We start from the raw sequence: 22,514 nt of genomic DNA, 5'->3' as shown, positions 1-22,514 counted from the left end.
CATTGCGGCGATCCTTTGGCGCAACCACGCCGCCAAAATGAAAAACCCCGCCATCACTGGCGGGGTTTTCCAAATCTTCAAACGAAAGATCGGTTGATCTTACTCGTCGGTGTTGAGCGCTGCGCCCAAGATATCGCCGAGCGATGCACCAGAGTCCGAAGAGCCATACTGTGCCACGGCTTCTTTCTCTTCTGCAATCTCGCGTGCTTTGATCGACAGACCCAGACGGCGGGTCTTGCTGTCGATGTTGGTCACACGTACGTCGAGTTTGTCACCAACGTTGAAACGCTCAGGGCGCTGCTCAGCACGATCACGGGACAGGTCGGAGCGACGGATGAAGGACTTCATGCCTTCGTACGCAACTTCGATGCCGCCGTCTTCAATGGCAGTCACTTCACAGGTCACAATCGAGCCGCGCTTCACGCCGCCAACTGCATCTGCAAATTTGTCGCCGCCCAGCGCTTTGATCGAGAGAGAGATACGCTCTTTTTCAACGTCAACTTCGGACACAACGGCCTGAACAACGTCGTTCTTGTGGTAGCTCTGGATGGCTTCTTCGCCGCGCTCGTCCCAAGACAAGTCGGAGAGGTGAACCATGCCGTCGATCTCGCCTGGCAGACCAATGAACAGACCAAATTCGGTGATGTTCTTGACTTCGCCTTCGACCTCGGTGCCCTCTGGGTGAGTTTCTGCAAACACTTCCCATGGGTTGCGCTGAGTCTGCTTGAGACCCAGGGAAACGCGACGCTTGGCGCCGTCGATTTCCAGCACCATGACGTCCACTTCCTGAGAGGTGGAAACGATCTTGCCGGGGTGTACGTTCTTTTTGGTCCAAGACATCTCGGACACGTGAACGAGACCTTCAACACCAGGCTCCAGCTCAACAAAAGCACCGTAATCGGTGATGTTGGTCACGCGGCCTTTGTGCACGGAAGACAGTGGGTACTTGGCAGCAACCAGATCCCAAGGATCGTCCTGCAGCTGCTTCATGCCCAGGCTGATGCGGTGGGTTTCTTTGTTGATCTTGATAACCTGTACTTTGACGGTTTCGCCAATTGTCAGGATCTCAGATGGGTGGTTCACACGACGCCATGCCATGTCGGTGACGTGCAGCAAGCCGTCAACACCGCCGAGGTCAACAAACGCACCATATTCGGTGATGTTCTTGACCACACCGTCGACCGCTTGGCCTTCGGTCAGGTTGCCGATAACTTCGGCACGCTGTTCGGCACGGGACTCTTCGAGGATCGCACGACGCGATACAACGATGTTGCCACGACGACGGTCCATTTTCAGAACCTGGAACGGCTGCTTCAGACCCATCAGTGGGCCAGCGTCACGTACTGGACGTACGTCAACCTGAGAGCCAGGCAAGAAGGCCACGGCGCCGCCGAGGTCAACTGTGAAGCCGCCTTTAACGCGACCAAAGATTGCGCCTTCAACGCGCTCTTCGTCTGCGTAGGCTTTCTCGAGGCGATCCCATGCTTCTTCACGGCGCGCCATCTCACGGGAGATAACCGCTTCGCCGCGGGCGTTTTCAGCCGAGCGCAGGAAGACTTCTACTTCGTCGCCAACAGCGATTTCAGCAGCTTCACCTGGATTTGCGAATTCTTTGAGATCAACGCGGCCTTCCATTTTGTAGCCGACGTCGATGATGGCTTGGCCCGCTTCAATTGCGATGACTTTGCCTTTGACAACCGAACCCTCGTTCGGTGTGTCCATTTCGAAGCTTTCTTGCAGGAGGGCTTCGAATTCCTCCATGGTTGTATCAGCCATGTGGCGTCATTTCCTTTTCAAACATTTTTTCTGGCCGCGCGGTTGTCTCCGCCGGTCTTGGTTGGTGTCCGCCTTCTGGCAGAGCAATTTGGTCTTTGGCGCGCCAAACAACTGGAAAAACACACAAAAAACAAAGAGGGCCGGTGCTTCCGACCCTGCTCGTCCTGTTATTTTATGGCGTTTGCGCCTTATAGACAGGGGCGATATAGCCTTAAACCCCTAGTTCGGCAAGCCGATTCCCTGCATTTGCTGGTCTTGGCGCAACGTCGCCTGCTCGACCACATTTAGCCGCTCAAGTGCCGCCGCCGGATCTTTGGCACCTCCTGCCTTGCGCCAGATTCCCCGGGCGGAAGCCGGGCTCCACGGCAGAACAGCTGTGCGCAGCCAATTTCGCAACTCTGGTGGCAACCGATCATACGCTTGCATCACATTGCCTGACCTACGCCGCCCCCGAAGGCTACTTTTTATATTTCGCACCACCTGACCACCTTTGATCAATCGCCTAAAATGATACGTTATTACATTGCAATATACGTGACCTTCAACCCCTACAAACAGAAATGGCGCCCCCTTATTAGAGAGCGCCTCCAATCATACGCCAAATGCAGCTGAAACTTCAGTTGATCTCGTTGACCAATGTCTCACGCGACTTGCGGACTTTCGCCATCGGCAGCAACCAGTCCGCGCCTTCCTGACGGTAGCCAAGCGGCAACAACGTCACAGACTTCAGCCCCAGCTTTTCCAGACCCAAAATCTCATCTACGGCCTCCGGGTCAAACCCTTCCATCGGGCAAGTATCGACGCCCAGCTCGGCGGCAGCCAGCATGGCAAAGCCCAACGCGATATAGGCCTGACGCGCAGCGTGATCATGATTCACGGTCTCATCGCGCGGCAAATAGACGTTTTTGAGGTTCTCAAAGTACTGCGACAGCATCTCATTTTCACCGCGCAGCTCTTCCATATGCGCACGCACCGCATCAATGCGATCCGCCGAGTAGTTGTCCCAAGCCGCAAACACCAATAGGTGGCTGCCTTCGGTGATCTGGCTCTGATCCCAGCCCACCTTGCGGATCTTCTCACGCATCTCGTCATTGGTAACAACAAATACCTCAAACGGCTGCGTACCACTGGAGGTCGGCGCCATGCGGATCGCTTCCAGGATCGCCTCCACTTTCTCTTCGGGGACCGCTTTCGCCGGGTCCATCTTCTTGGTGGCGTAGCGCCAGGTCATCAGGTCCTTCAGGCTTGTCATTCTCACATGATCCTTCTTGCGGCCGGCAAACTCACCGGAACCGAGGCTGGTATACTTTCGATACCTGCGATATAAGTAGCACTGAAAATCGCCACAAGAAGGCACATGTTTGAGACCCGGTTACACAAAAGGAACCGCTATGCCTGAGAAGTCTGCCTACCAAGGCTGCCCGCAATGCTCCCGCATCAATGAGGTTCTCGGCCGCGTCGGCGACCGCTGGTCGGTGTTGATCGTGCTCTCGCTAGCGCAATACAAAGTGCTGCGCTTCAACGAATTGAAACGTCACTTGGGCATTTCCCAGCGCATGTTATCTTTGAAATTACGGGAGTTGGAACGCGACGGGTTGGTCAACCGAACCTATCACCCGACTATCCCACCCAAAGTGGAATACGCCCTCACTGATCTCGGCTACTCGTTCTATGAGCCTGTCAAAACCCTTGGCACATGGGCGTTGGACAACCTGCCCAACATCGACGAAGCCCGCGCGGAGTTTGACATGCAGGCGGACGAAAAAAAGTCCGCCTGATCAGGCGCGACTCACTCCGCCGGACTTAGCTTGTCAATCGCCGCCACCGCCGCCGCGATAGCTTCCTGGATGGCCAGGTCGGAGGTGTCGATCAAAACCGCGTCGTCGGCAGGCTTCAGCGGTGCCTCTGCCCGCTCCATATCGCGCGCGTCCCGCTCTTTCACATCCGCAAGCACGGTCTCGCGGTCGATCTCCGTGCCTTTGCCCACCAGTTCCAGATAGCGCCGCTCAGCACGCACATCTGCGCTTGCCGTCACAAAAAGCTTGGCGTCAGCATTGGGACAAATCACCGTGCCAATATCCCGCCCGTCCAAAACGGCGCCCCCCGCGCGACGTGCAAAAGCACGCTGAAAATCCACCAAAGCAGCGCGCACTTCACCAATCACGGCCACCTTGCTGGCCGCTTGGGCCACTTCTGGCGTGCGCAGGTTGCCCGCGTCCAGATCGTCAGCGGTCAGCGCCTTGGCAGCTTCGATTGGATCGGTGCCATCCAGCGTCCGTGCACCCACTGCGCGATAGAGTAAGCCGGTATCCAAATGGGCAAATCCGTAATGCGCCGCCACAGCTTTGGAAATTGTGCCTTTGCCTGCTGCCGCTGGCCCATCAATTGCAATGGTAAACCGCATGTCTTGCCCTGCCTTTGGTTGATCTCTCGTCGCTCTACCGAGCCCGGCCTCTCGAAGCAAGCCGGCGGCGTCGCGCTGCGCCGGTTTATGCCCACCGGCGGCGCACCTGCATCACCGCGCCCGCCAAAAGCCCAACGAAAGCAACCGTGGCTGCGGCCGATTTGCACCGTGTCCAAAAACTTGCAAAGGCCACCACACTGTCTTCAAGCCCATCGGCCCCGCTGTGCAACATGGTCGCCACCATATAGTTCTCAAGGTAATCGGCAGACACCATGATCAATGCGACAAATGAAAACAGCATGCTCCAGGGGCGCTCAAACAGGTTTTGGAACCCGACAATCAGCATGATACCCAACACCGCCGGATAGATCAGGTCCAAACGCAACTGAACCGAAAGATAAAAATCGCGCCCGTCAGCCGTCAACGATGCCAAGAAGTTGCGCGCTTCTTGCGCCGTATATCCAAACGGCCGCATATCAAACGGTACCATCCCGCCAGCCGCCGCGCTGATCGTGGGCATGGTCCAAAACACCATCACCAAATAGATGGCGGTTGCCGCTGCAAAACTGCTCCAAAACACCCGCTGCATGTGGCCTCGCTACTGATTGACACCACACAACGCAGTGTGGCCCGATCATGACCAAGCCACCGCCAAAATCAACAAAAACGTATGCCGCTGGTTTAAGCGCGGGTGATCTTCGCGCCCAAGCCATCCATCAACGGCTCAAAAATCGGGAAAGATGTCGCAATTGGACTGCCGTCATCTAGGCTCACTGGTTTCTGGGTGGCCATACCCATCACCATAAAGCTCATGGCGATGCGGTGGTCCAGAAAGCTCTCACAGGTCGCGCCGCCCGGAACTTTGCCGTGGCCCAGACCTTTCACGATCCACCAATCGTCGCCCTCATCAACCTCGACACCATTGGCCCGCAGGCCTTTGGCCATGGCGTCGATCCGGTCGCTTTCCTTGACACGCAGCTCTTTCACGCCGCGCATCACAGTCTCGCCTTTGGCAAAAGCTGCGACAACAGACAACACCGGATATTCATCAATCATGCTCGCCGCCCGCGCCGGGTCGATCTCAGCGCCCGTGAGATCAGGCGAGAACCGCGCCCGCAGGTCCGCCACAGGCTCCCCGCCTTCTTCGCGCTCATTCTCAAACGTCAGGTCGGCATTCATGGCTTGCAGCGCATAAAACAGCCCTGCCCGCGTTGGGTTCAAACCGATGTTTGGCACCAGCACATCTGATCCCGGCGTGATGATCGCCGCACAAACGGGGAATGCCGCCGAGCTTGGATCACGTGGCACTGCAATGGTCTGAGGTTTCAACTCAGGTTGACCGGTCAGGGTGATCACGCGGCCTTCGTCGGTCTCCTCAACGGAAATCTCTGCACCAAAACCCGCCAACATACGTTCAGTATGATCCCGCGTCGCCTCTTTCTCAATCACCACAGTTTGCCCCGGCGCGTTCAACCCCGCCAACAATACGGCAGACTTCACCTGCGCCGACGGCATCGGCACCTCGTAACGCACCGGCACCGGGTCTTTTGCGCCCACAATGGTCATTGGCAAACGCCCACCGGACCGTCCCACAGACACGGTGCCAAACAGATCAATCGGATCGGTTACCCGCGCCATCGGACGCCCATTCAAACTTGCATCCCCAGTAAAGGTCACGGTGATGTCGCTTGTCGCCATTGCGCCCATAATCAGGCGCACGCCAGTGCCAGAGTTGCCACAGTCAATCACATTGTCCGGCTCAGCAAAGCCACCAACACCCACACCATGCACCGACCAATTGCCTTCGCCGTGGTTGATCACCTCTGCCCCAAACGCCGCCATCGCCTTACCGGTGTCGAGCACGTCTTCGCCTTCCAGCAGGCCAGAGATTTTGGTCTCGCCAACGGCCATCGCACCCAGGATCAAACTGCGGTGGCTGATCGACTTGTCGCCAGGCACGTGCGCCTCTCCAGACAAGGGGCCGCAAGGGGAAGAAGTCATCGGAATTGGGGTGCCGTGGCCAGACATAGCGCGTCATCCTTATTGCTGTTGCCAACGCTGTTAGCGCAACAAATGCCCAAGGTCCATGGCAGGATTGACGCGATTATTGCGCCACCACAGCCGGCGCTGTTTCAAACCGCTTCCCCCGTCAGCCAATGCCTCACGTTGTCATGAGCAATCTGGTAATAGAGTTCATCCCCAAGCGCATGCCGCATCCGCATCGACACCGCCCGCTCCGACAAATCTTCCTGCTTGGTCATGTAGTAATCAGAGCCAAACAAAACACGAGAACGCAGCGCATCATTTTTCAGGAAAATATCAAGATACGGCAGGTTCTCTTCAAAATCGAACATCGTATAGCTGATGTCAGTGAACAGGTTTGGATACTCCGGTGATTTGATCATGTCGCGGATCATGGTCACCCAATTCACAATTCGCGCGTCCGGGTCCAGCGGATCAATCCCCGCCACATAGTCCTCCCATTCGTCACTGCCGCCAAAGTGCGCCAGACAAATGCGCAACTCCGGAAACTGTGCCATAACCGGGATATAGCGGTGCGGCGCGCCAAGGTCTTCTCCCCAAACACCCGCGGCGTTTTTTCCATAAACGCCGCCGCGCGAACAATGGGTCATGACAGGCAGATTGTTGTCGACGCAGTAAGGGTACACCTTGTCCATCAAAACTGGATGATAGGGATAGTATCCCAGCTTGGGATAAAGCTTCAGCCCGCGAAATCCATGTTCCTCCACACAGCGGCGAAATTCATCAAACGCTCCCTCACGTGCTGGGTGCAGCGCGGCAAAGGGGATCAATCTCTCGGCATATTTTCCTGTCCGACAGAGCTGTGCCAGAAGATCATGCTGCTCTCGCAACCCCACAGGCGCCTCACTATAGCCGCCCGGCGCAATGTCCATTGGAAGTATGACAAACTGCGTATCGTCTGGGTAATGTGGCAGCACCCGCTGCAAGACCTTCTCTTGTGACTCAAGCCGCCCGACATCCGCCATTCGTGCAAGGCGCTCAATCTGCGGCGCAACGCCCTTGAGCATTTTTGCAAGAAAACTGATCAGTCGAGGCTTGTTGCGCAATTTGCCCACAATCGGGCTCGGAAAATCTTCGGGAACATTGTCCAGCGTGAACAAGTGAAGGTGACAATTGATGATATGGCGATCTGACATGGGGCACTCAATATATAACTAAATGCCCCCAGAATTGTTCAAACCCGCGTCTTTATCAAGTCTTCCTGAAGGTCAGATAATGCGGTGTGCGCCCCTCCCGGAAGGCTTTCTGTTCATAGCGCGTGGAAATCCAATCCCCCCACGGCTCACGCCAATCCTCAGGTTTCTCCGCCAACCATTCAAACCCCTGACGCGGCACTTCTTCCAACGTCTGGCGCACATAGTCTTCAATGTCCGTCGCCACGCGGAAAATTGCACCAGGTTTTAACTTGCGCGACAAAGGCTCCAGATGTTCTGGCGTCACAAAACGACGGCGGTGGTGGCGTTTTTTTGGCCACGGGTCTGGATAAAGCAAAAACGCCCGGCTCAGGCTTTGATCCGGCAGCACGTCAAACATGTCCCGCGCATCACCGGGATGCACCTTGATGTTTTCCGCTCCGGCTTCACGGATTTTGCCAAGCAGCATGGCCACACCGTTGATGTAGGGTTCACACCCAATGATGCCCACATCCGGGTTCTGCGCCGCTTGATGCACCATGTGCTCGCCGCCGCCAAAACCAACTTCCAACCAAACATCTTTGCCGCCAAACAGCGCCTCTAGATCAAGGTTTTCCCGCTCTGGGTTTACATCCCAGCCCACTTTACCGGGAGACAACGCCGCCAGATCTTCATCCAGATACGCCTCTTGGCTGGGCCGCAAGCCTTTGCCTTTGAAACGGCCATAGAAGTTGCGCCATGGCGCACCGCTTGCGTGTCTGCCAGAATCTTTGCCGGGGTGTTTGTCGTCGGACATGCCAAATTACCTTATGCTGCGGGCCTGCCTTTGCCCAAACCTGCAGCAAAGGTCAAGTTCAGCCAAAAATTCTGCGCAAAATGAACATTCCGGGAATGGTCACAATATACATGGTGATCCCATAAACTGCCGCAGGCACAGCATACTCCGGAATGCCGCCGGTTTGCGCAATTATGCCTGCCACAGCGATGCCCAAGGTTGCGTTCTGCACCCCCATCTCCACAGAAATACAGAGCCCGTCCGCCCCGGAAAGTCCAAGCACCCGAGCCACCACAACACCCACAACGAGCAGAACTGCGTTCAGCGCCATCAGAACCGGCCCCAAACCACCAATGTTTTCCATGAACATCGTCCAGTTGGTCGCCAGCGCCGCCCCCACGATCACCACAAACAACACCAATGCCAATGCAGACACACGCCGTTCGTTGTTGTCGGCAAATGTCGGTGCAACAAACCGCAGCAACACGCCAATCGCCACTGGAATTGCGGTGATCACAAACATGCTCATGCCAATCGCGGTCACATTGATCACCGGCGCATCGCCGCCCAGAAAGGTGGTTGCGGCCCAGCCCGTCAAGGCAGGCACTGTCAGCACGGACAACAGGCTCACCACAGCTGTCAATGTGATCGAAAGCGCGACCGTGCCGCCGGCCAACTTGGTCAGGATGTTGGAGGTCACCCCCCCAGGACAAAATGACAGCAGCATCACCCCAAAGGCCATCGCAGGCGGCAAGTTTGTGAATGATACCAAAAGCAACGCCACCGCAGGCACTGCCGCCACTTGCATCAGCACCCCAACAATGACAGCCCTTGGCATGGTCAACACCCGGCCGAAGTCGGCAAAGGTCAGTCCAAACCCCAGTGAAAACATAATTATGGCCAACGACAGCGGCAAAGCCACATCGATCAACATCGCGCATTCCTCCCGTTTCGCAAGGCGACCGTGGCACAGGTCTTTAACAATTCCAAAGACTTCCGTTGGGGCAGCTTTTGATTGGCCACCCACAAAACCACAAAAGCCCGCCAAGAAACTCGGCGGGCTTTTCAATCTCACGATGTTTCGTGGATCAAATCGCTTTTTTCAGATCCTCAACCAGATCGGTGCGCTCCCAGCTGAAGCCGCCGTCGTCACTGGGTGTGCGGCCAAAGTGGCCATAGGCAGCCGTGCGCTCATAGATCGGCTTGTTGAGCTGCAGCTTCTCGCGAATGCCTCGTGGGGTCAGGCACATCACATTGCGGATCGCCTTCTCAATATCAGCAGGTGCCACATCTCCTATGCCATGCGTGTCGGCATAGATAGACAAGGGTTCAGACACGCCGATCGCATAAGAAAGCTGAATGGTGCAGCGCTCTGACATGCCCGCCGCCACAACGTTCTTGGCCAGATACCGCGCCACATAAGCTGCAGAGCGGTCAACCTTGGTTGGGTCTTTGCCGGAAAACGCCCCGCCGCCATGCGGAGCCGCACCGCCGTAGGTATCCACGATGATTTTGCGGCCTGTCAGCCCCGCGTCCCCATCGGGGCCACCAATCACAAATTTGCCGGTTGGGTTCACGTGCCATGCCGTCGCATCCGTGATCCACCCATCAGGCAGCGTTTCAAGAATGTAGGGCTCTACTACCGCGCGCACATCCGCGCTGGTCATGCTCTCGTCCAAATGCTGTGTCGACAGCACAATCGAGTCAATGCCAACCGGCTTGCCACCTTCATAGACCACGGACAACTGCGACTTTGCGTCAGGACCAAGCGTTGGCTCCTGACCGGATTTACGCACCTCCGCCAAACGCCGTAGGATCGCGTGGGCGTATTGGATAGGGGCTGGCATCAGCGCGTCAGTTTCAGTGGTCGCATAGCCGAACATAATGCCTTGATCACCGGCACCTTCATCCTTGTCGCCATCCGCATCAACGCCTTGCGCGATATGGGCGGACTGCTCGTGCAGCAGGTTTGTGATCTCCACGGTCTCGTGGTGGAACTTTTCCTGTTCGTAGCCGATGTCTTTGATACATGCGCGCGCAATTTCGTCGATGCGCTCCATGTAATCATGCAGCTTGTCTTGATCTGACAGACCAACCTCACCGCCAATCACCACCCGGTTTGTTGTCGCAAACGTTTCCGCTGCCACGCGGGCTTCAGGTTCTTCTGCCAAAAAAGCGTCCAATACAGCATCGGAAATGCGATCGCACACCTTATCAGGATGTCCTTCCGAAACACTTTCGGAAGTAAACGTGTAGTTCTGTCGTGTCATGAAGTGCTCCAATATGCGTACTTCGCCACGTCAGGAAGCCGTTGTGGCGATAATTTCCAGTCTGACTTACGCCCGTGCCAGTGCAGGGTCAATGTGTTTCGCGCCAACGCAGTAAAAGCGTTGTTAACAGCAGCAGCACAATCACAATGGTTAACGGCAGATCACCACTCTTTGCATAAAGTGTTCTAGACAATGGCTCCGGCAACGCCGCATCCAAATAGCCTTCGGTATTGAGCGGCAAGGCGTCTAACACACGGCCTTTGCTATCAATCACTGCGCTCACGCCAGTATTGGCTGCGCGCAGCACTGGCAGCCCACTTTCAATTGCGCGCATGCGTGCTTGAGACAAATGCTGATAAGGCCCCGAAAAATTGCCAAACCAAGCGTCATTGGTCAGATGCAAAATGAAATCCGGCCGCTCCGGCGCGGCGCGCACGTCTTGCGGAAACACTGCCTCATAACAGATCAACACCAGCGCCTTGCCCATCGCCCCAAGGTCGATGACATCCGCCCCTGCGCCGGGCGAAAACCCATCTCCAGTGCGGCTGGCCAACCCCTGAATGCCAATTCTGCTCAGCATATCACCGAGCGGGATGTATTCCCCAAACGGCACCAGATGGTGCTTGTCATAGGTCTGGGTGACACGTCCCTCCGCGTCCATCAACACTGCCGCGTTAAAGATCCGCGCCCCTTCTGCCCGGTTGATGCCCAGCACCACCGGCACATCCCCTGCGGCATCAGAAATGATCCCTAACGTCCTTGCCGCATTGTGCAGCCACACCGGCACCGCAGTCTCCGGCCAGACAATCAGGTCGGGACGTTCTTCCCCGGCGCGTGTAAAGCGCACCAGACGCTCAAAAAAGACACCGGCGTAGTTTGGATCCCACTTTTGATGTTGTGGTGCATTTGGCTGGATAAGACGGATTGTCGGACGATCGTCACCCGGTATTGGGTCAGAGACGGTAAGCGGAACAAACAGACCTGCGACGCCAATCATCGCAATGGGCGCCCAGAACCGCCGTCGATCACCGCTGAACACCACCCACGCCAAACACCAGGCCACCAAGAAGAATACTGCGTTCAACCCGTGCGGACCAACAAACGCCGCCCCCTGCCCGACAGCTTGATCAATCAACACATATGACGGCATCGCCCAAGGAAACCCGGTCAACAGATACGCCCGTACAAGCTCCGCCAAGGTAAGCGTCAGCACGACAGGCCAAGTGGTGGAACTCAGTTGTTTGCCCGCCCAAAAAGCCAATGCAAAGAACAGCGCCAGCCCAACCGACATAAACGTGATCGCAAACGGGGCCATCCAGCCGTGCAACCATGGATCCACAAGAAACGGTTCGACAATCCAGCTCAGCGAGAGCGCAAAGTAACCGGTGCCAAACCCCAGCCCCAGCCAGAAAGCCGGCTTGCCAGAAACAGCTCGCATCAACAGAAAAAACGCGGTGCCAAAGCCAAGTAGCGTCAAGACCCAAACATCAAACGGCGGGTGCCCCAGCGCAGCGACGACCCCGGCAAGCGCGCCGCAGCCAATTGTCTTCCATGGAACAGCCCGCAACCGGCGGCGCAAAGCGCCGTCAGCCATCCTGCACAACCACGCTTGGGCTTGGCAGGAATACCCGCAGGCGTTTGATCCGGCGCGGATCGGCATCCACCACCTCAAACTCCACGCCATCCGGACTTTCAACCACCTCGCCACGGGCCGGCACATGCCCCGCCAGCATAAAGACCAACCCGCCCAACGTATCGATCTCCTCCGGGTCCACCTCTTCGTGGTGTGTCAAAGACCGACCAACAGCTGTTTCAAACTCATCCAATGGCGTTTTTGCCAGCGCGAGGTAGCAACCAGGCTTCTCTTCTACAAAGAGGTCAGCCTCTTCCACGTCGTGCTCGTCTTCGATTTCCCCAATGACCTGTTCAATCAGATCTTCGATGGTGACCAAACCGTCCACGCCGCCATATTCGTCAATCACCAACGCCATATGCCGCCGCTCGGCCTGCATCTTGGTCAGCAACACGCCAATCGACATGCTGGGTGGCACAAACAACAGCGGGCGTAGCACTTTGGTGATGTCAAAGTCTTTGGCCTTGTCGCCGTTAAACCCATGCCGCAGCGCAAAATCTTTTAGGTGCACAAACCCCACCGGCGTATCCAGCGTGTTTTCATACACCGGCACACGAGTCAGCCCGCTGTCGCGAAACAGTTGAACAAGCTCAATTTTGGTGATGGTTGTGGGCACCGACTGAATATCGGCTTTGGGCACAGCCACGTCTTCCACCCGCATGCGACGCAGGTTCATCATACCATGTGCCTGCGGCACGGGCGTGTTTACGCGGGCCGGGCGTTCTACCACGGCATCTTTTGTGTCACTCATGCCAAACAGGCGGCCAATCCACCCTTTTGGTTTCTTTATCTGGCCTTCCGGCTGCGCGCTTGGCGCTGCGTTAGAAGACCCGTCTGAACTATCGCCCATGGGCCCTTTCCAAGGTTTACCGCGACCTTATGGCCGCTAACTCACGTCATATGGGTCCGACAGACCCAGTTTGCCAAGTATGGTGGCCTCTAAACCTTCCATCAAAGTGGCATCTTTGTCACGCACATGGTCGTAGCCCAACAAATGCAAAGTACCGTGCACCATCAAGTGCATCACATGGTCAGCCATGGATTTGCCAGCCTCCACCGCTTCACGCGCACAGGTGTCATATGAAATCGCAATGTCACCAAGCTCTTCCGGCATGCTAGGAAAGCTCTGCTCTGGCAGGTCCGGCGTGTCCCCATCCATGTCGACACCGCGCTCTTCACTGGGCCAACTCAGCACATTGGTGGCTTTGTCCTTGTCTCGAAAATCAGCATTTAGCTCCGCAATGCGCGCGTCGTCACAGGCCAGCACCGCAATCTCAAACGCGGCGGTCTCCAAGCACAGATGCCCCAAAACCGCCTGCGCCGCTGTTTCGGCCAAGCTTTCAAACGCCACAGAATTCCAGCGGTCGTCTTCAAAAATGGTGTCCGTCAGCATCGCCCGCGCACCGCGTGATTATATCTGGCAAAAGGGCGTTTCAGGACTTTTTGTCCTTATCTTTCAACGCCCGCATCGCATCCGCGTCATACGCTTTGATGATCGCAGCCACAAGCGGGTGGCGCACCACATCATCCGCCGTAAAGTAATTGAAACTGACATTTTTGATATTGGACAGAAGCCGCTCCGCATCTTTTAGGCCAGAGGGAACTCCACGTGGCAAATCGATCTGGCTGCGGTCGCCGGTGATCACCATACGACTGCCCTCGCCCAGACGGGTGAGGAACATCTTCATCTGCATCGTGGTTGCGTTCTGCGCCTCATCCAGCACCACAAACGCATTGGCCAATGTGCGGCCCCGCATAAAGGCCAGTGGCGCAATCTCGATCTTCTTTTCCTCGATCAACTTGCCAAGCTGCTTGGCGGGCAGAAAATCATTTAGCGCGTCATACAGCGGCTGCATGTAGGGGTCGACTTTGTCTTTCATGTCACCGGGCAAGTAGCCCAGTTTTTCGCCAGCTTCGACAGCCGGGCGCGACAGAATAATCCGATCCACCTGCCCCGAAATGAACATGCTCACACCAACGGCGACAGCCAAATAAGTCTTGCCGGTGCCAGCCGGGCCAATTCCAAACGCCAGCTCATTGTCAAACAAGGACAGCACATAGGCTTTCTGGGCATCCGTGCGCGGCTCGACCAGCTTTTTGCGGGTCTTAATTTCAACAGCGCCGCCTTTGAACATCTCGATCTGATCGCCGTCCCGCACGCCGGTGTCTTCTTCAGAGCCACCCATGCGAATCTCGCGATCAATGTCGCCACCTTCAACAGACTTGCCACTCTCCAGGCGCGTATAGAGCCCGGTAAGCACCTCAGCGGCCTCAGCTTGCGCCGCCTCTTCGCCATGAATGTCGAGCAAATTTCCCCGGCGCAGAATCTGCACACCCAGTTTTTGCTCTATATCCGCAAGGTTGCGATCATATTCGCCGCAAAGCTCAATCAGCAGTCTGTTGTCCGGGAATTCCACCGAAATATTTTTCGGGGCATCGGATGAAGGCGGTGGGGTCATGGTGCCAGTGGCCAATCACATCTCCTGTGAAGCGGGTTATGCCCCATCGTGCCAAGTTGCGCAGACGGGCGCAAGCGCAGCGGCGTGAATTTTCCGTGACGCGCACAACATTGCCCATGCCCAAAACACAAAAAAGGCCGCCGGAAATTTCCAGCGACCTTCAAAACTCTTATGTGATGTGGATCAGATCCAGTCGCCGATACCCTGACCGGCTTTGAACGGACCGGTCGCCACGCCGGGAGGAGCTGCACCGGAACACACTGGCTTGCCGTATGGGTCCAAACGCTGGGACAGGTAGCCCTCAACGCCGTCATCAATGATCCAATGATCACAGCCATTTGGATCCACCCAGACACCGGCAATCAGATTGCTCAAGTGACCGTTGTCTGTGTAATTGTCCACGGTTTTGTCGACTTTATTGTCAACACAGGCCGACACACTCACTGCGAGGCCGAGAAGCAGAACGCTTTTGGTCAGTTTCATGTCTTCTCTCCCTCAGCGCAGACAGATGATTTCGACACGACGGTTCTCCGACATGCCCGCGGCGGTGCGGTTGGTTGCGCGCGGCATGCGCTCCCCGTACCCGCGCACATCCACAACCCGTGCACCGGTGCCGCGGGCAACTTTGGCCACAGCATTGGCGCGGTTGTAGCTCAGGCGCATGTTGTAGTCGTCGCTTGCCCGGCTGTCCGTGTGACCAGCTACAATGAAGGCCGACGCGGTAGAGCTGCTAAAGAACTCTGCCAAACGCTGACGATTGGCCGAATTGATCGCGTATTTGTCGGTCGCGAAAAACTGGTCAGAGTTCATCACACCACAGACGTTACCTCGACGACACACCGGAATACCTTGACGGTTCACGTGTGGAGTCATGTATCCCTCCACGCCGTCATCCATCACCCAATGTTCGCAGCCATCCGGATCAACCCAGACGGTTGGCACATACGGTTGGCCCAGAACGGTGCGTTGGTTTTGGGCCGCAGCGGGCTGAGCAATGGCCAGAAGTGCAACGCAGGCAGCTGCCACACCTCCAAGCGCCGCCCGCGCCATTTTTTTGGACTTATTCGCCACAGCGAGTTCCTCTCCATATCCCCCGAAAGCTATTTATTTTTTGAAACACGTTCTAAATCAAAGCTTTCTCTATTCGATCAAGATGCACTGAGTTGCACGTCATGTGAAGAAGAAATGCTTAATTCCCCTGTCCGGGGACAAGAAATATGCCCAAAATGTGGCAGCCATGCCCTACCGTAAGGTGAGCGCACGCATCAATATTCTCAAATTAACCAAGATTGTTTCCGAGCTTGGATCAATATCAGACCAGCACAGCACCCAGGGAGTTGGCTGAACTTTCCACGATTCTCACACGTTTGATATCGCCAACTTTGCCCTTTGGATCCGCCACAAACACCGCGTGCAAGTAGTCAGATTTGCCCACCATCTGCCCCTCAAGCCGCCCGGCCTTTTCATAGAGCACGTTGACTTCTCTGCCGACCATGCTGTTTTGGATCTCTTTCTGCTGGGTGCTGAGCAAGGCTTGCAGGCGCTGCAGCCGATCATTGGCCTCAGCCTCATCCACCAGTGGGCGCTCCGCTGCAGGGGTGCCCGGGCGTGTTGAATACTTGAAGCTGTACGCCTGCCCGTATTTGACTTCTTTGATCAGATCCAATGTGTCCTGAAAATCGGCCTCGGTCTCTTCGGGAAAACCAACAATAAAGTCGCCAGACAGCATCAGGTCCGGCCGTGCTGCGCGAATGCGCTCAATCAACTTGATGTAGCTGTCGCGATCATGGTTGCGGTTCATACGCTTCAGAATTTTGTCGGAGCCTGACTGCACCGGCAGATGCAGATACGGCATCAGCTTGGAACAGGTGCCATGTGCTTCGATCAGGTCATCCATCATGTCGTTGGGATGAGACGTGGTGAAGCGAATACGCTCCAACCCATCAATCTTATCGAGCTCCCAGATCAGACCAGCGAGGGTCATGTCGCCACTGCTGTGTGTCCCGTGGTAGGCATTCACGTTCTGGCCCAACAGAGTGATTTCGCGCACACCGCGCTCAACCAAGTCTTGGGCCTCAGTGATCACACGATCCACCGGACGGCTGACCTCGGCGCCTCGCGTGTACGGCACCACACAGAAGGCACAAAACTTGTCGCAGCCTTCCTGTACAGTCAAAAACGCCGTTGGTGCACGTTTGGCCTTTGGGCGGCGTTTGAGCTTCTCAAATTTGTCTTCTTCCGGGAAGTCAGTGTCCAACGCCTTCGCGCCTTCCTGGGTCTTGGCTTCCATTTCCGGCAGGCGGTGATACGCCTGTGGCCCCACAACCAAATCAACAATCGGTTGGCGCCGCATAATCTCTTTGCCTTCGGCCTGCGCAACACAACCTGCCACGCCAATCTTCAGGTCTGGCTTTTCGGCCTTCAGCCCTTTGAAACGGCCCAGCTCTGAATAGACTTTTTCCGCGGCTTTTTCCCGGATGTGACAGGTGTTGAGCAGGATCATATCCGCGTCATCCGGTGTGTCCGTGGTCTCATACCCTGCGCCATCCATGGCCTCGACCATGCGTTCGCTGTCATAGACGTTCATCTGACAGCCGTAGGTCTTGATGAAGAGCTTCTTTTTCTCAGCGGTGGTGTTGTCGGCCATGGGACATATCCTGCAGCGGTTTTAAGGCGCCTCACTACAGAAAACGAGGGGCGCTTGCAATGCGATCGCTTTTAGCGGATTTTGAGCACAACAAGGACAAAAACACGCAGATGGGGCCGCGCATGACATACGACTCGTTGGAGCAGTTTCTGCGCAGCGGCACAGCTGAACTGGCGAAAGGGCCGGTGGCCTTGATCTTTGCCGAAGATGTCGTCGAAATCGCGAGTACGCTGTATCATCATCTCGATCTTGGCTTCGCAAAGGTCATCGTGTTTATGCCCGCCGAATTTGCCCTGCCTGACGAATTGGCGGCGCTCTGCCCCCGCATCACAATGGATGTGGCGCGTGGCCAGCCAATGATTGAGGCCGTGAACAGAGTTATTGAGGCGGCCCCCGCACTCTGGCTCTACTATTGCTTTAACGCTGAATATCTTTTTTTCCCGTTCTGTGAGACCCGTGGCATTGGAGAAATGCTCGCCTTTCATACCGAAGAGCAGCGCGACGCGATGCTCACCTATGTGATTGACCTCTATGCGCCTGACCTGAAAGTCACGCCTGGTGCCGTGTCACTGGAAGACGCGCAGCTTGATCGCTCAGGCTACTATGCTTTGGCCCGCACCGATGCGGCCAATCACAACCACCCCAAGGAGCGCCAACTGGACTTTTTTGGTGGCTTGCGCTGGCGTTTTGAAGAACACATCCCAGCGCAAAAACGCAAGATTGATCGCATCTCGATTTTTCGCACCAAACCCGGCCTGAAACTGCGTGACGACTTCACGTTTTCAGACGAAGAATACAACACCTACGCCTGCCCGTGGCATAACAACCTCACCGCGGCCGTCTGTTCTTTTCGCACAGCCAAGGCCTTAAAATTCAACCCCGGTTCAACCTTCGATATTCACGAGTTCACCTGGCACAATTCGGTGCGGTTTGATTGGCATTCTCGCCAATTGCTCGACCTCGGCCTGATGGAACCCGGACAGTGGTTCTGACCGCGGTGCCCCCGCTTAGGATTGCAACCGCCATAGTGATAGCGATGAGCCTCACAGCCTGCGCCAAAGTCCCCTTTGATGGACCACGCACACCTTCTTATGCCCTTACAGCCGCCAACACCTCTTCTGACGCCGTCAGTCGCGCTGTATCCGCCCAAACCGGTTCCCAATCCGCCTATTTTGAGCTGACCAACGGCACCGACGCGCTTGGTGCCCGACTGCGCATGATCGAAAGCGCGCAGCACAGCATCGACATTGCCACCTTCCTGATCAAACCGGACACCGCCAGCGGCATTCTCACCCACCGCCTGTTTGATGCGGCCAATCGCGGCGTGCGTGTGCGGCTTCTGGTAGATGATGTTTTCACCACCGCTGATGACACCGACCTCGCCGTACTGGACACGCATCCCAACATCGAGATCCGCATTTTTAATCCAAGTTCCCGCAACGCGCCCAAATCCATGGGGTTTCTCTGGGACTTCAAACGCGTGAACCGGCGCATGCACATCAAAACCTTTGTGGTCGACAATGACATGGCGATCATCGGTGGGCGCAATTTTGCGGATGAGTATTACGAACTCAAACCCACCGAAGTTTTTGCCGACTACGACCTCGCTGTCTTTGGCCCCGAAGCGGCTGAGATCAATCCGATCTTTGACACCTACTGGAACGACACCTACGCCGTTCCCGTTGCCAACCTGCGCGCCAAATCGGCGCCACAACCACCGCAAATCAGCCTGTCCGACTGGGCCTATGACCCGGACAGTCCCGAAGTTGTCGCCTACACCAAAGCCATCAACGCGCCTTATCTACAAGACATCTCCAATCGAAAAGTCGCCCCATTTCGTGGCACCTCACGCATTATCGCAGACCCGCCGCAGAAGCTGCGCAATCCCGACGGAAAAGGCCCGCATGTCTTGGGCGAAGCCTTCTTTGCCGCCATCGGCGAAGCCAAATCTCAGGTCACCCTGATCAGCCCCTATTTTGTGCCCGAAGATTACGGCGCGCGCTTCTATGCCAACCTCGCTCGATCTGGCGTCAAAGTCCGCATTGTGACCAACTCGCTTGCCTCCACCAACCACGCTTACGTGCATGGCGGCTACGCCCGCCATCGCGCGGATCTTTTGACGGCCGGTGTGGAACTCTACGAGTTGCGCCACGACTCCATTGCCGCGCTCAACCTGACCGATCAGGACAGCCCGCCGCACATCACCCTGCACACCAAGCTCGCCATCATCGACAACAGCTCCGTGCTGGTCGGCTCCCTCAACCTCGACCCGCGCTCGATCAAAATCAACGCCGAAATTGGCCTCTTGGTCGACAGCCCCGCCTACGCGCGCAGCATGCTTGCCAGCATCGAAGCCAACCTCGCGGATTTTGCCTATCGAGTCACCGCAACCGAAACCGGACTACTATGGACGCATCAGCCCAAAACGATCGTGCCCACGGTTGTCACCAAAGACCCAGATGCAGGTCTCTGGCGGCGTTTCATGTCGGTGCTGCCACAATGGTTTGGCCTCGAAGGCCTCACCTAACGACTTAACATTTCACCAAAACCGCGCCCGTGCGCCCACCAGCCTCAACCATCTCATGTGCGGCTGCCACCTCATCCAACCCAAACACATTGGGCGCGTCCAGCGTCAACGCCTCATCCGCAAAGGCTGCGTGTAGCCGCGCAATCGCGGCCTCCCGCGCTGCCAGCGGCAGGATGTAAATCAGCGAAATATCCAGCTTCAACGCTTTGAACAGCATCGGTCCAAACGGCATCTCCGGAGCCATGTTTTTAGCCGACCCATAAGCCGCAATGGTGCCCAAAGGCTTCAATACTTCAGTCAGCAGCACCAAGTTCGGCCCAAGTTCAACTTCCACAACCCGATCCACACCACCGCCACTCGCGGCGAGGATATCCGCCGCCAATGTTGGGCTTGCGTAGTCAAATACATGTGACGCACCGGCAGCTTTAACCCGTTCCACATCCCGCGCACCACAGGTGGCAATCACCGTCGCGCCACCCCAGGCTGCCAGCTGCACCGCCAGATACCCCACAGAGCCACCGCCGCCAGACACCAGCAAGGTCTGCCCCATGACATCTCCACCACCAAACACCGTCTGCGCTGCCGTCAGCCCCGGAATGCCCATCACCGCGCCGTCTTCTAAGGACACGCCGTCTGGCAAAGACACTGCCTGCTCCGCTGGCAGACAAACGTATTCCGCACAGGTGCCAAATGGCCGCTGCCACTGCCCGTTCCAGATCCACACCCGCTGCCCAACACGATCCGCGTCAACATCTGCGCCAACCGCTTCAATCACACCCGCACCATCGCTATGCGGCACAATCACCTCAAACGGCGGCTTGGTCACACCTGGTCGCGCGCCCCCCCGTGCCTTGCAATCTGACGGATTGACCCCGGAAAACGCCACCCGCACCAAAACCTCGCCAGCCTTTGGCGTCGGCGCTGCCAACTCTTCGATCCGCAAAACTTCCCGCGCTGGCCCAAAGCCACGCCACGTCACTGCTTTCATGACAAATCCTCTTTGCTCTGCGCCCATGCTGTCACAGGTGCAAATCAGGAACAATTGCAGGAGGGAGGGTTTGACCCAGCGTCGCTCAGGTGCGGCGCAAGCGGATCACAACATCGATCTTGGATATCTCAGCCCCTTCAGGCGCGCCTGGCAACCGGGAAATCTCCAGTTCGTCCGCAGGGGCATCGGTCAGCACGCGATCATCTTCCCAGAAGAAATGCGGATGGTCGCCGGTGTTGGTGTCAAAATAGCTCTTTGACCCATCCACGGTGATTTCCTGCATCAGACCCGCGTCGCAAAACGCCCGCAACGTGTTGTAAACCGTCGCCAAAGACACACGATCCCCATGTTCACGCACCGAGGCAAACAGGCTTTCCGCTGTCACATGCCGGTCCTGACCATCCCCCACAAGCAACCCGGCCAGCGCCACACGTTGCCGTGTTGGGCGCAGTCCAGCTGATGCGAGCCATTGGGTGCCGTTACGAAGTGCCTCAGTGGTCATAAGTCATATCCTGTGCGTCAGCTGCATATTTAACGCGAACTGCACCCCAATTTCAAATGAAAATGAGTCGCAAACAAATCTGCGGCCCGGCGCCCCTTGTCGACAGTTGCCTTGCAGGACCACGCTGGCAGGTGATAAAGCAGGCAAAAGCAACACCGAGATGACAAGGGACCACCAGAATGGCCGACTACCCCACGAGCTTTGACAAAGACGACCTGCTGAAATGCGCCCGTGGCGAATTGTTTGGTCCCGGCAACGCCCAACTGCCAATGCCACCGATGTTGATGATGGATCGCATCACCGACATCTCCGCAGACGGCGGTGAGTTTGGCAAAGGCCACGTGATCGCAGAATTCGACATCACGCCCGACCTCTGGTTTTTTGACTGCCACTTCCCCGGCAACCCAATCATGCCAGGCTGCTTGGGCCTTGACGGCCTGTGGCAACTGACCGGCTTCGGCCTTGGCTGGCGCGGCATGCCCGGCAAAGGTATGGCGATGGGTGTGGGCGAAGTGAAGCTCAAAGGCATGGTCAAACCTGACCGCAAGATGCTGACCTACAATGTACAATACACACGTATCATCGACCGTAAGCTGAAGCTTGGCGTCGCCAACGGTACCGTACACGCAGACGGTGAAGAGATTTACGCGGTCAAAGACATGAAAGTCGGCTTGGCGACGGAATAATCTGCGCCACAGCCGTATCGGCGCTGCCACTACAATCAAAAGCTCCCGAAGTACTCTTCGGGAGCTTTTGTCATTCAGTACATTGGATATCGACCGCTACGCACTCTTGCAGGCAGCACTAATCAACTCACCACTGGCGGCCTTCAACCACCCAATTGCGTCCGCATGGCTTGATAGACAACTGCTGTGGCCACATTTGCCAAATTGAGCGATCGGACACGTGAATCGAGCATCGGCAAACTGAATGTTCGATCTTCCATCCCATTTAGAACTTCCGAAGGCAGGCCTTTGGATTCACACCCAAACACCAGGTAGCCATCCTGTTGATAGTCAGGATCGTAAATGGTTTGGTCGCCATGTTCTTCGAAGAAGTATAGGCTTTCGGGCAGCGGGCGGCGCTCATCTAGAAAGGCTTGCCAACTCTCATATTCGCTGAGATGAACATATTTCCAGTAGTCTGTTCCAGCACGCCGCACGGCTTTCTCATCAAGCGAAAACCCATACGGTTTGATCAAAATCAGCTCTAGGTTCAATGCAACGCACGTCCGTCCAATAGCGCCTGTATTGTAAGGGATTTCGGGTGTTACCAACACAATTTTCAGGCACGGTTCAGACATTCGGTGTGTAAACTTTCTCACTTGAGGACGTAGCATTCGCCATGCACGCGTTTT

General features: G+C 56.3%; 24 protein-coding genes and 1 riboswitch. Of the genes, 4 read left to right on the top strand and 20 right to left on the bottom strand.

What is annotated here, in order from left to right; translation table 11 throughout:
- Positions 1-99: 99 nt before the first annotated feature.
- The 3 genes from rpsA to QOL67_RS18985 form a co-directional block, all read right to left on the bottom strand.
- Positions 100-1,776: a 30S ribosomal protein S1 gene (gene rpsA / locus QOL67_RS18995; RefSeq protein ID WP_283427565.1), complete on the bottom strand. Its 1,677-nt coding sequence runs from the start codon at positions 1,774-1,776 to the stop codon at positions 100-102.
- Between the two features lie 219 nt (positions 1,777-1,995).
- A complete protein-coding gene (locus QOL67_RS18990) occupies positions 1,996-2,253 on the bottom strand; it encodes a DUF6525 family protein (protein WP_283427564.1) in 258 nt (85 codons plus the stop codon).
- A gap of 139 nt (positions 2,254-2,392) precedes the next feature.
- The gene (locus QOL67_RS18985; RefSeq protein WP_283427563.1) at positions 2,393-3,028 is read right to left on the bottom strand and encodes a nitroreductase family protein; all 636 of its coding nucleotides are present in this window, start codon (positions 3,026-3,028) and stop codon (positions 2,393-2,395) included.
- Between the two features lie 139 nt (positions 3,029-3,167).
- Between QOL67_RS18985 and QOL67_RS18980 the strand changes: the two genes are divergently transcribed.
- Entirely contained in the window at positions 3,168-3,554 is a 387-nt protein-coding gene (locus tag QOL67_RS18980) for a winged helix-turn-helix transcriptional regulator (protein WP_283427562.1), read from the top strand.
- Between the two features lie 11 nt (positions 3,555-3,565).
- On the opposite strand, the gene QOL67_RS18975 is transcribed toward QOL67_RS18980, so the two are convergent.
- The 14 genes from QOL67_RS18975 to miaB all read right to left on the bottom strand — a co-directional run bounded on the left by QOL67_RS18975 (position 3,566) and on the right by miaB (position 17,140).
- Positions 3,566-4,180 (bottom strand): (d)CMP kinase, encoded by a 615-nt coding sequence (locus QOL67_RS18975; protein WP_283427561.1) that lies wholly within the window; start codon positions 4,178-4,180, stop codon positions 3,566-3,568.
- Between the two features lie 85 nt (positions 4,181-4,265).
- Positions 4,266-4,769: a hypothetical protein gene (locus QOL67_RS18970; protein ID WP_283427560.1), complete on the bottom strand. Its 504-nt coding sequence runs from the start codon at positions 4,767-4,769 to the stop codon at positions 4,266-4,268.
- Positions 4,770-4,861: 92 nt separating this feature from the next.
- Positions 4,862-6,208: a 3-phosphoshikimate 1-carboxyvinyltransferase gene (gene aroA / locus QOL67_RS18965; protein WP_283427559.1), complete on the bottom strand. Its 1,347-nt coding sequence runs from the start codon at positions 6,206-6,208 to the stop codon at positions 4,862-4,864.
- A 104-nt stretch (positions 6,209-6,312) separates the two neighbouring features.
- Positions 6,313-7,359 (bottom strand): amidohydrolase family protein, encoded by a 1,047-nt coding sequence (locus tag QOL67_RS18960; RefSeq protein WP_283427558.1) that lies wholly within the window; start codon positions 7,357-7,359, stop codon positions 6,313-6,315.
- Between the two features lie 55 nt (positions 7,360-7,414).
- Positions 7,415-8,152: a tRNA (guanosine(46)-N7)-methyltransferase TrmB gene (gene trmB / locus QOL67_RS18955; protein ID WP_283427557.1), complete on the bottom strand. Its 738-nt coding sequence runs from the start codon at positions 8,150-8,152 to the stop codon at positions 7,415-7,417.
- Between the two features lie 58 nt (positions 8,153-8,210).
- Positions 8,211-9,065 (bottom strand): bile acid:sodium symporter family protein, encoded by an 855-nt coding sequence (locus tag QOL67_RS18950; RefSeq protein WP_283427556.1) that lies wholly within the window; start codon positions 9,063-9,065, stop codon positions 8,211-8,213.
- Between the two features lie 154 nt (positions 9,066-9,219).
- On the bottom strand, positions 9,220-10,401 hold the full coding sequence (gene metK / locus QOL67_RS18945; RefSeq protein WP_283427555.1) for a methionine adenosyltransferase: 1,182 nt from the start codon (positions 10,399-10,401) through the stop codon (positions 9,220-9,222).
- 4 nt (positions 10,402-10,405) lie between these two features.
- Positions 10,406-10,454, bottom strand: a riboswitch (SAM-SAH riboswitch).
- Positions 10,455-10,489: 35 nt separating this feature from the next.
- The gene (lnt, locus tag QOL67_RS18940) at positions 10,490-11,995 is read right to left on the bottom strand and encodes an apolipoprotein N-acyltransferase (protein ID WP_283427554.1); all 1,506 of its coding nucleotides are present in this window, start codon (positions 11,993-11,995) and stop codon (positions 10,490-10,492) included.
- A complete protein-coding gene (locus tag QOL67_RS18935; protein ID WP_283427553.1) occupies positions 11,988-12,884 on the bottom strand; it encodes a hemolysin family protein in 897 nt (298 codons plus the stop codon). The genes lnt and QOL67_RS18935 overlap by 8 nt, the downstream gene beginning before the upstream one ends.
- 36 nt (positions 12,885-12,920) lie before the next feature.
- Entirely contained in the window at positions 12,921-13,427 is a 507-nt protein-coding gene (ybeY, locus tag QOL67_RS18930) for an rRNA maturation RNase YbeY (protein WP_283427552.1), read from the bottom strand.
- 40 nt (positions 13,428-13,467) lie between these two features.
- Positions 13,468-14,508 (bottom strand): PhoH family protein, encoded by a 1,041-nt coding sequence (locus tag QOL67_RS18925; protein WP_430458974.1) that lies wholly within the window; start codon positions 14,506-14,508, stop codon positions 13,468-13,470.
- Positions 14,509-14,676: 168 nt separating this feature from the next.
- A complete protein-coding gene (locus QOL67_RS18920) occupies positions 14,677-14,976 on the bottom strand; it encodes a hypothetical protein (RefSeq protein ID WP_283427551.1) in 300 nt (99 codons plus the stop codon).
- Positions 14,977-14,988: 12 nt separating this feature from the next.
- Entirely contained in the window at positions 14,989-15,543 is a 555-nt protein-coding gene (locus QOL67_RS18915; RefSeq protein WP_430458979.1) for an OmpA family protein, read from the bottom strand.
- Between the two features lie 262 nt (positions 15,544-15,805).
- Positions 15,806-17,140 (bottom strand): tRNA (N6-isopentenyl adenosine(37)-C2)-methylthiotransferase MiaB, encoded by a 1,335-nt coding sequence (gene miaB / locus QOL67_RS18910; RefSeq protein ID WP_283427549.1) that lies wholly within the window; start codon positions 17,138-17,140, stop codon positions 15,806-15,808.
- Positions 17,141-17,262: 122 nt separating this feature from the next.
- Between miaB and QOL67_RS18905 the strand changes: the two genes are divergently transcribed.
- Both QOL67_RS18905 and QOL67_RS18900 read left to right on the top strand, forming a co-directional pair.
- Positions 17,263-18,132, top strand: a complete 870-nt coding sequence (locus tag QOL67_RS18905; protein WP_283427681.1) for a hypothetical protein — start codon at positions 17,263-17,265, stop codon at positions 18,130-18,132.
- Between the two features lie 44 nt (positions 18,133-18,176).
- Entirely contained in the window at positions 18,177-19,667 is a 1,491-nt protein-coding gene (locus QOL67_RS18900) for a phospholipase D-like domain-containing protein (RefSeq protein WP_283427548.1), read from the top strand.
- Positions 19,668-19,671: 4 nt separating this feature from the next.
- Here QOL67_RS18900 and QOL67_RS18895 read toward each other — a convergent pair whose 3' ends face one another.
- Together QOL67_RS18895 and irrA are read right to left on the bottom strand one after the other, a co-directional pair.
- Positions 19,672-20,655 (bottom strand): NADPH:quinone reductase, encoded by a 984-nt coding sequence (locus QOL67_RS18895; RefSeq protein WP_283427547.1) that lies wholly within the window; start codon positions 20,653-20,655, stop codon positions 19,672-19,674.
- Positions 20,656-20,740: 85 nt separating this feature from the next.
- Positions 20,741-21,157 carry an iron response transcriptional regulator IrrA gene (gene irrA, locus QOL67_RS18890; RefSeq protein ID WP_283427546.1) on the bottom strand — a complete coding sequence of 139 codons (417 nt, stop codon included), beginning with the start codon at positions 21,155-21,157 and terminating at the stop codon, positions 20,741-20,743.
- Positions 21,158-21,336: 179 nt separating this feature from the next.
- Between irrA and fabA the strand changes: the two genes are divergently transcribed.
- Positions 21,337-21,843: a 3-hydroxyacyl-[acyl-carrier-protein] dehydratase FabA gene (fabA, locus tag QOL67_RS18885; RefSeq protein ID WP_283427545.1), complete on the top strand. Its 507-nt coding sequence runs from the start codon at positions 21,337-21,339 to the stop codon at positions 21,841-21,843.
- Between the two features lie 143 nt (positions 21,844-21,986).
- Here the strand turns inward: fabA and QOL67_RS18880 are convergent, their stop codons facing one another.
- Positions 21,987-22,460 carry a tRNA (cytidine(34)-2'-O)-methyltransferase gene (locus QOL67_RS18880; protein ID WP_283427544.1) on the bottom strand — a complete coding sequence of 158 codons (474 nt, stop codon included), beginning with the start codon at positions 22,458-22,460 and terminating at the stop codon, positions 21,987-21,989.
- Between the last annotated feature and the right edge of the window lie 54 nt (positions 22,461-22,514).

Origin of the sequence: Shimia sagamensis (genome assembly GCF_900182745.1) — a bacterium.
GTDB lineage: Bacteria > Pseudomonadota > Alphaproteobacteria > Rhodobacterales > Rhodobacteraceae > Shimia > Shimia sagamensis.
Note: the sequence above shows the minus strand (reverse complement) of the source record. Positions and strands in the feature narration are given on the sequence as shown.

What these genes read in the sequence shown, in the direction of transcription:
- rpsA (WP_283427565.1), bottom strand. Translation starts at nt 1,776, where the DNA reads ATGGCTGATACAACCATGGAGGAATTCGAAGCCCTCCTGCAAGAAAGC.
- QOL67_RS18985 (WP_283427563.1), bottom strand. Translation starts at nt 3,028, where the DNA reads ATGACAAGCCTGAAGGACCTGATGACCTGGCGCTACGCCACCAAGAAG.
- QOL67_RS18980 (WP_283427562.1), top strand. Translation starts at nt 3,168, where the DNA reads ATGCCTGAGAAGTCTGCCTACCAAGGCTGCCCGCAATGCTCCCGCATC.
- QOL67_RS18975 (WP_283427561.1), bottom strand. Translation starts at nt 4,180, where the DNA reads ATGCGGTTTACCATTGCAATTGATGGGCCAGCGGCAGCAGGCAAAGGC.
- QOL67_RS18970 (WP_283427560.1), bottom strand. Translation starts at nt 4,769, where the DNA reads ATGCAGCGGGTGTTTTGGAGCAGTTTTGCAGCGGCAACCGCCATCTAT.
- aroA (WP_283427559.1), bottom strand. Translation starts at nt 6,208, where the DNA reads ATGTCTGGCCACGGCACCCCAATTCCGATGACTTCTTCCCCTTGCGGC.
- QOL67_RS18960 (WP_283427558.1), bottom strand. Translation starts at nt 7,359, where the DNA reads ATGTCAGATCGCCATATCATCAATTGTCACCTTCACTTGTTCACGCTG.
- trmB (WP_283427557.1), bottom strand. Translation starts at nt 8,152, where the DNA reads ATGTCCGACGACAAACACCCCGGCAAAGATTCTGGCAGACACGCAAGC.
- QOL67_RS18950 (WP_283427556.1), bottom strand. Translation starts at nt 9,065, where the DNA reads ATGTTGATCGATGTGGCTTTGCCGCTGTCGTTGGCCATAATTATGTTT.
- metK (WP_283427555.1), bottom strand. Translation starts at nt 10,401, where the DNA reads ATGACACGACAGAACTACACGTTTACTTCCGAAAGTGTTTCGGAAGGA.
- lnt (WP_283427554.1), bottom strand. Translation starts at nt 11,995, where the DNA reads ATGGCTGACGGCGCTTTGCGCCGCCGGTTGCGGGCTGTTCCATGGAAG.
- QOL67_RS18935 (WP_283427553.1), bottom strand. Translation starts at nt 12,884, where the DNA reads ATGGGCGATAGTTCAGACGGGTCTTCTAACGCAGCGCCAAGCGCGCAG.
- ybeY (WP_283427552.1), bottom strand. Translation starts at nt 13,427, where the DNA reads ATGCTGACGGACACCATTTTTGAAGACGACCGCTGGAATTCTGTGGCG.
- QOL67_RS18920 (WP_283427551.1), bottom strand. Translation starts at nt 14,976, where the DNA reads ATGAAACTGACCAAAAGCGTTCTGCTTCTCGGCCTCGCAGTGAGTGTG.
- QOL67_RS18915 (WP_430458979.1), bottom strand. Translation starts at nt 15,543, where the DNA reads ATGGCGCGGGCGGCGCTTGGAGGTGTGGCAGCTGCCTGCGTTGCACTT.
- miaB (WP_283427549.1), bottom strand. Translation starts at nt 17,140, where the DNA reads ATGGCCGACAACACCACCGCTGAGAAAAAGAAGCTCTTCATCAAGACC.
- QOL67_RS18905 (WP_283427681.1), top strand. Translation starts at nt 17,263, where the DNA reads ATGACATACGACTCGTTGGAGCAGTTTCTGCGCAGCGGCACAGCTGAA.
- QOL67_RS18900 (WP_283427548.1), top strand. Translation starts at nt 18,177, where the DNA reads ATGAGCCTCACAGCCTGCGCCAAAGTCCCCTTTGATGGACCACGCACA.
- QOL67_RS18895 (WP_283427547.1), bottom strand. Translation starts at nt 20,655, where the DNA reads ATGAAAGCAGTGACGTGGCGTGGCTTTGGGCCAGCGCGGGAAGTTTTG.
- irrA (WP_283427546.1), bottom strand. Translation starts at nt 21,157, where the DNA reads ATGACCACTGAGGCACTTCGTAACGGCACCCAATGGCTCGCATCAGCT.
- fabA (WP_283427545.1), top strand. Translation starts at nt 21,337, where the DNA reads ATGGCCGACTACCCCACGAGCTTTGACAAAGACGACCTGCTGAAATGC.
- QOL67_RS18880 (WP_283427544.1), bottom strand. Translation starts at nt 22,460, where the DNA reads ATGTCTGAACCGTGCCTGAAAATTGTGTTGGTAACACCCGAAATCCCT.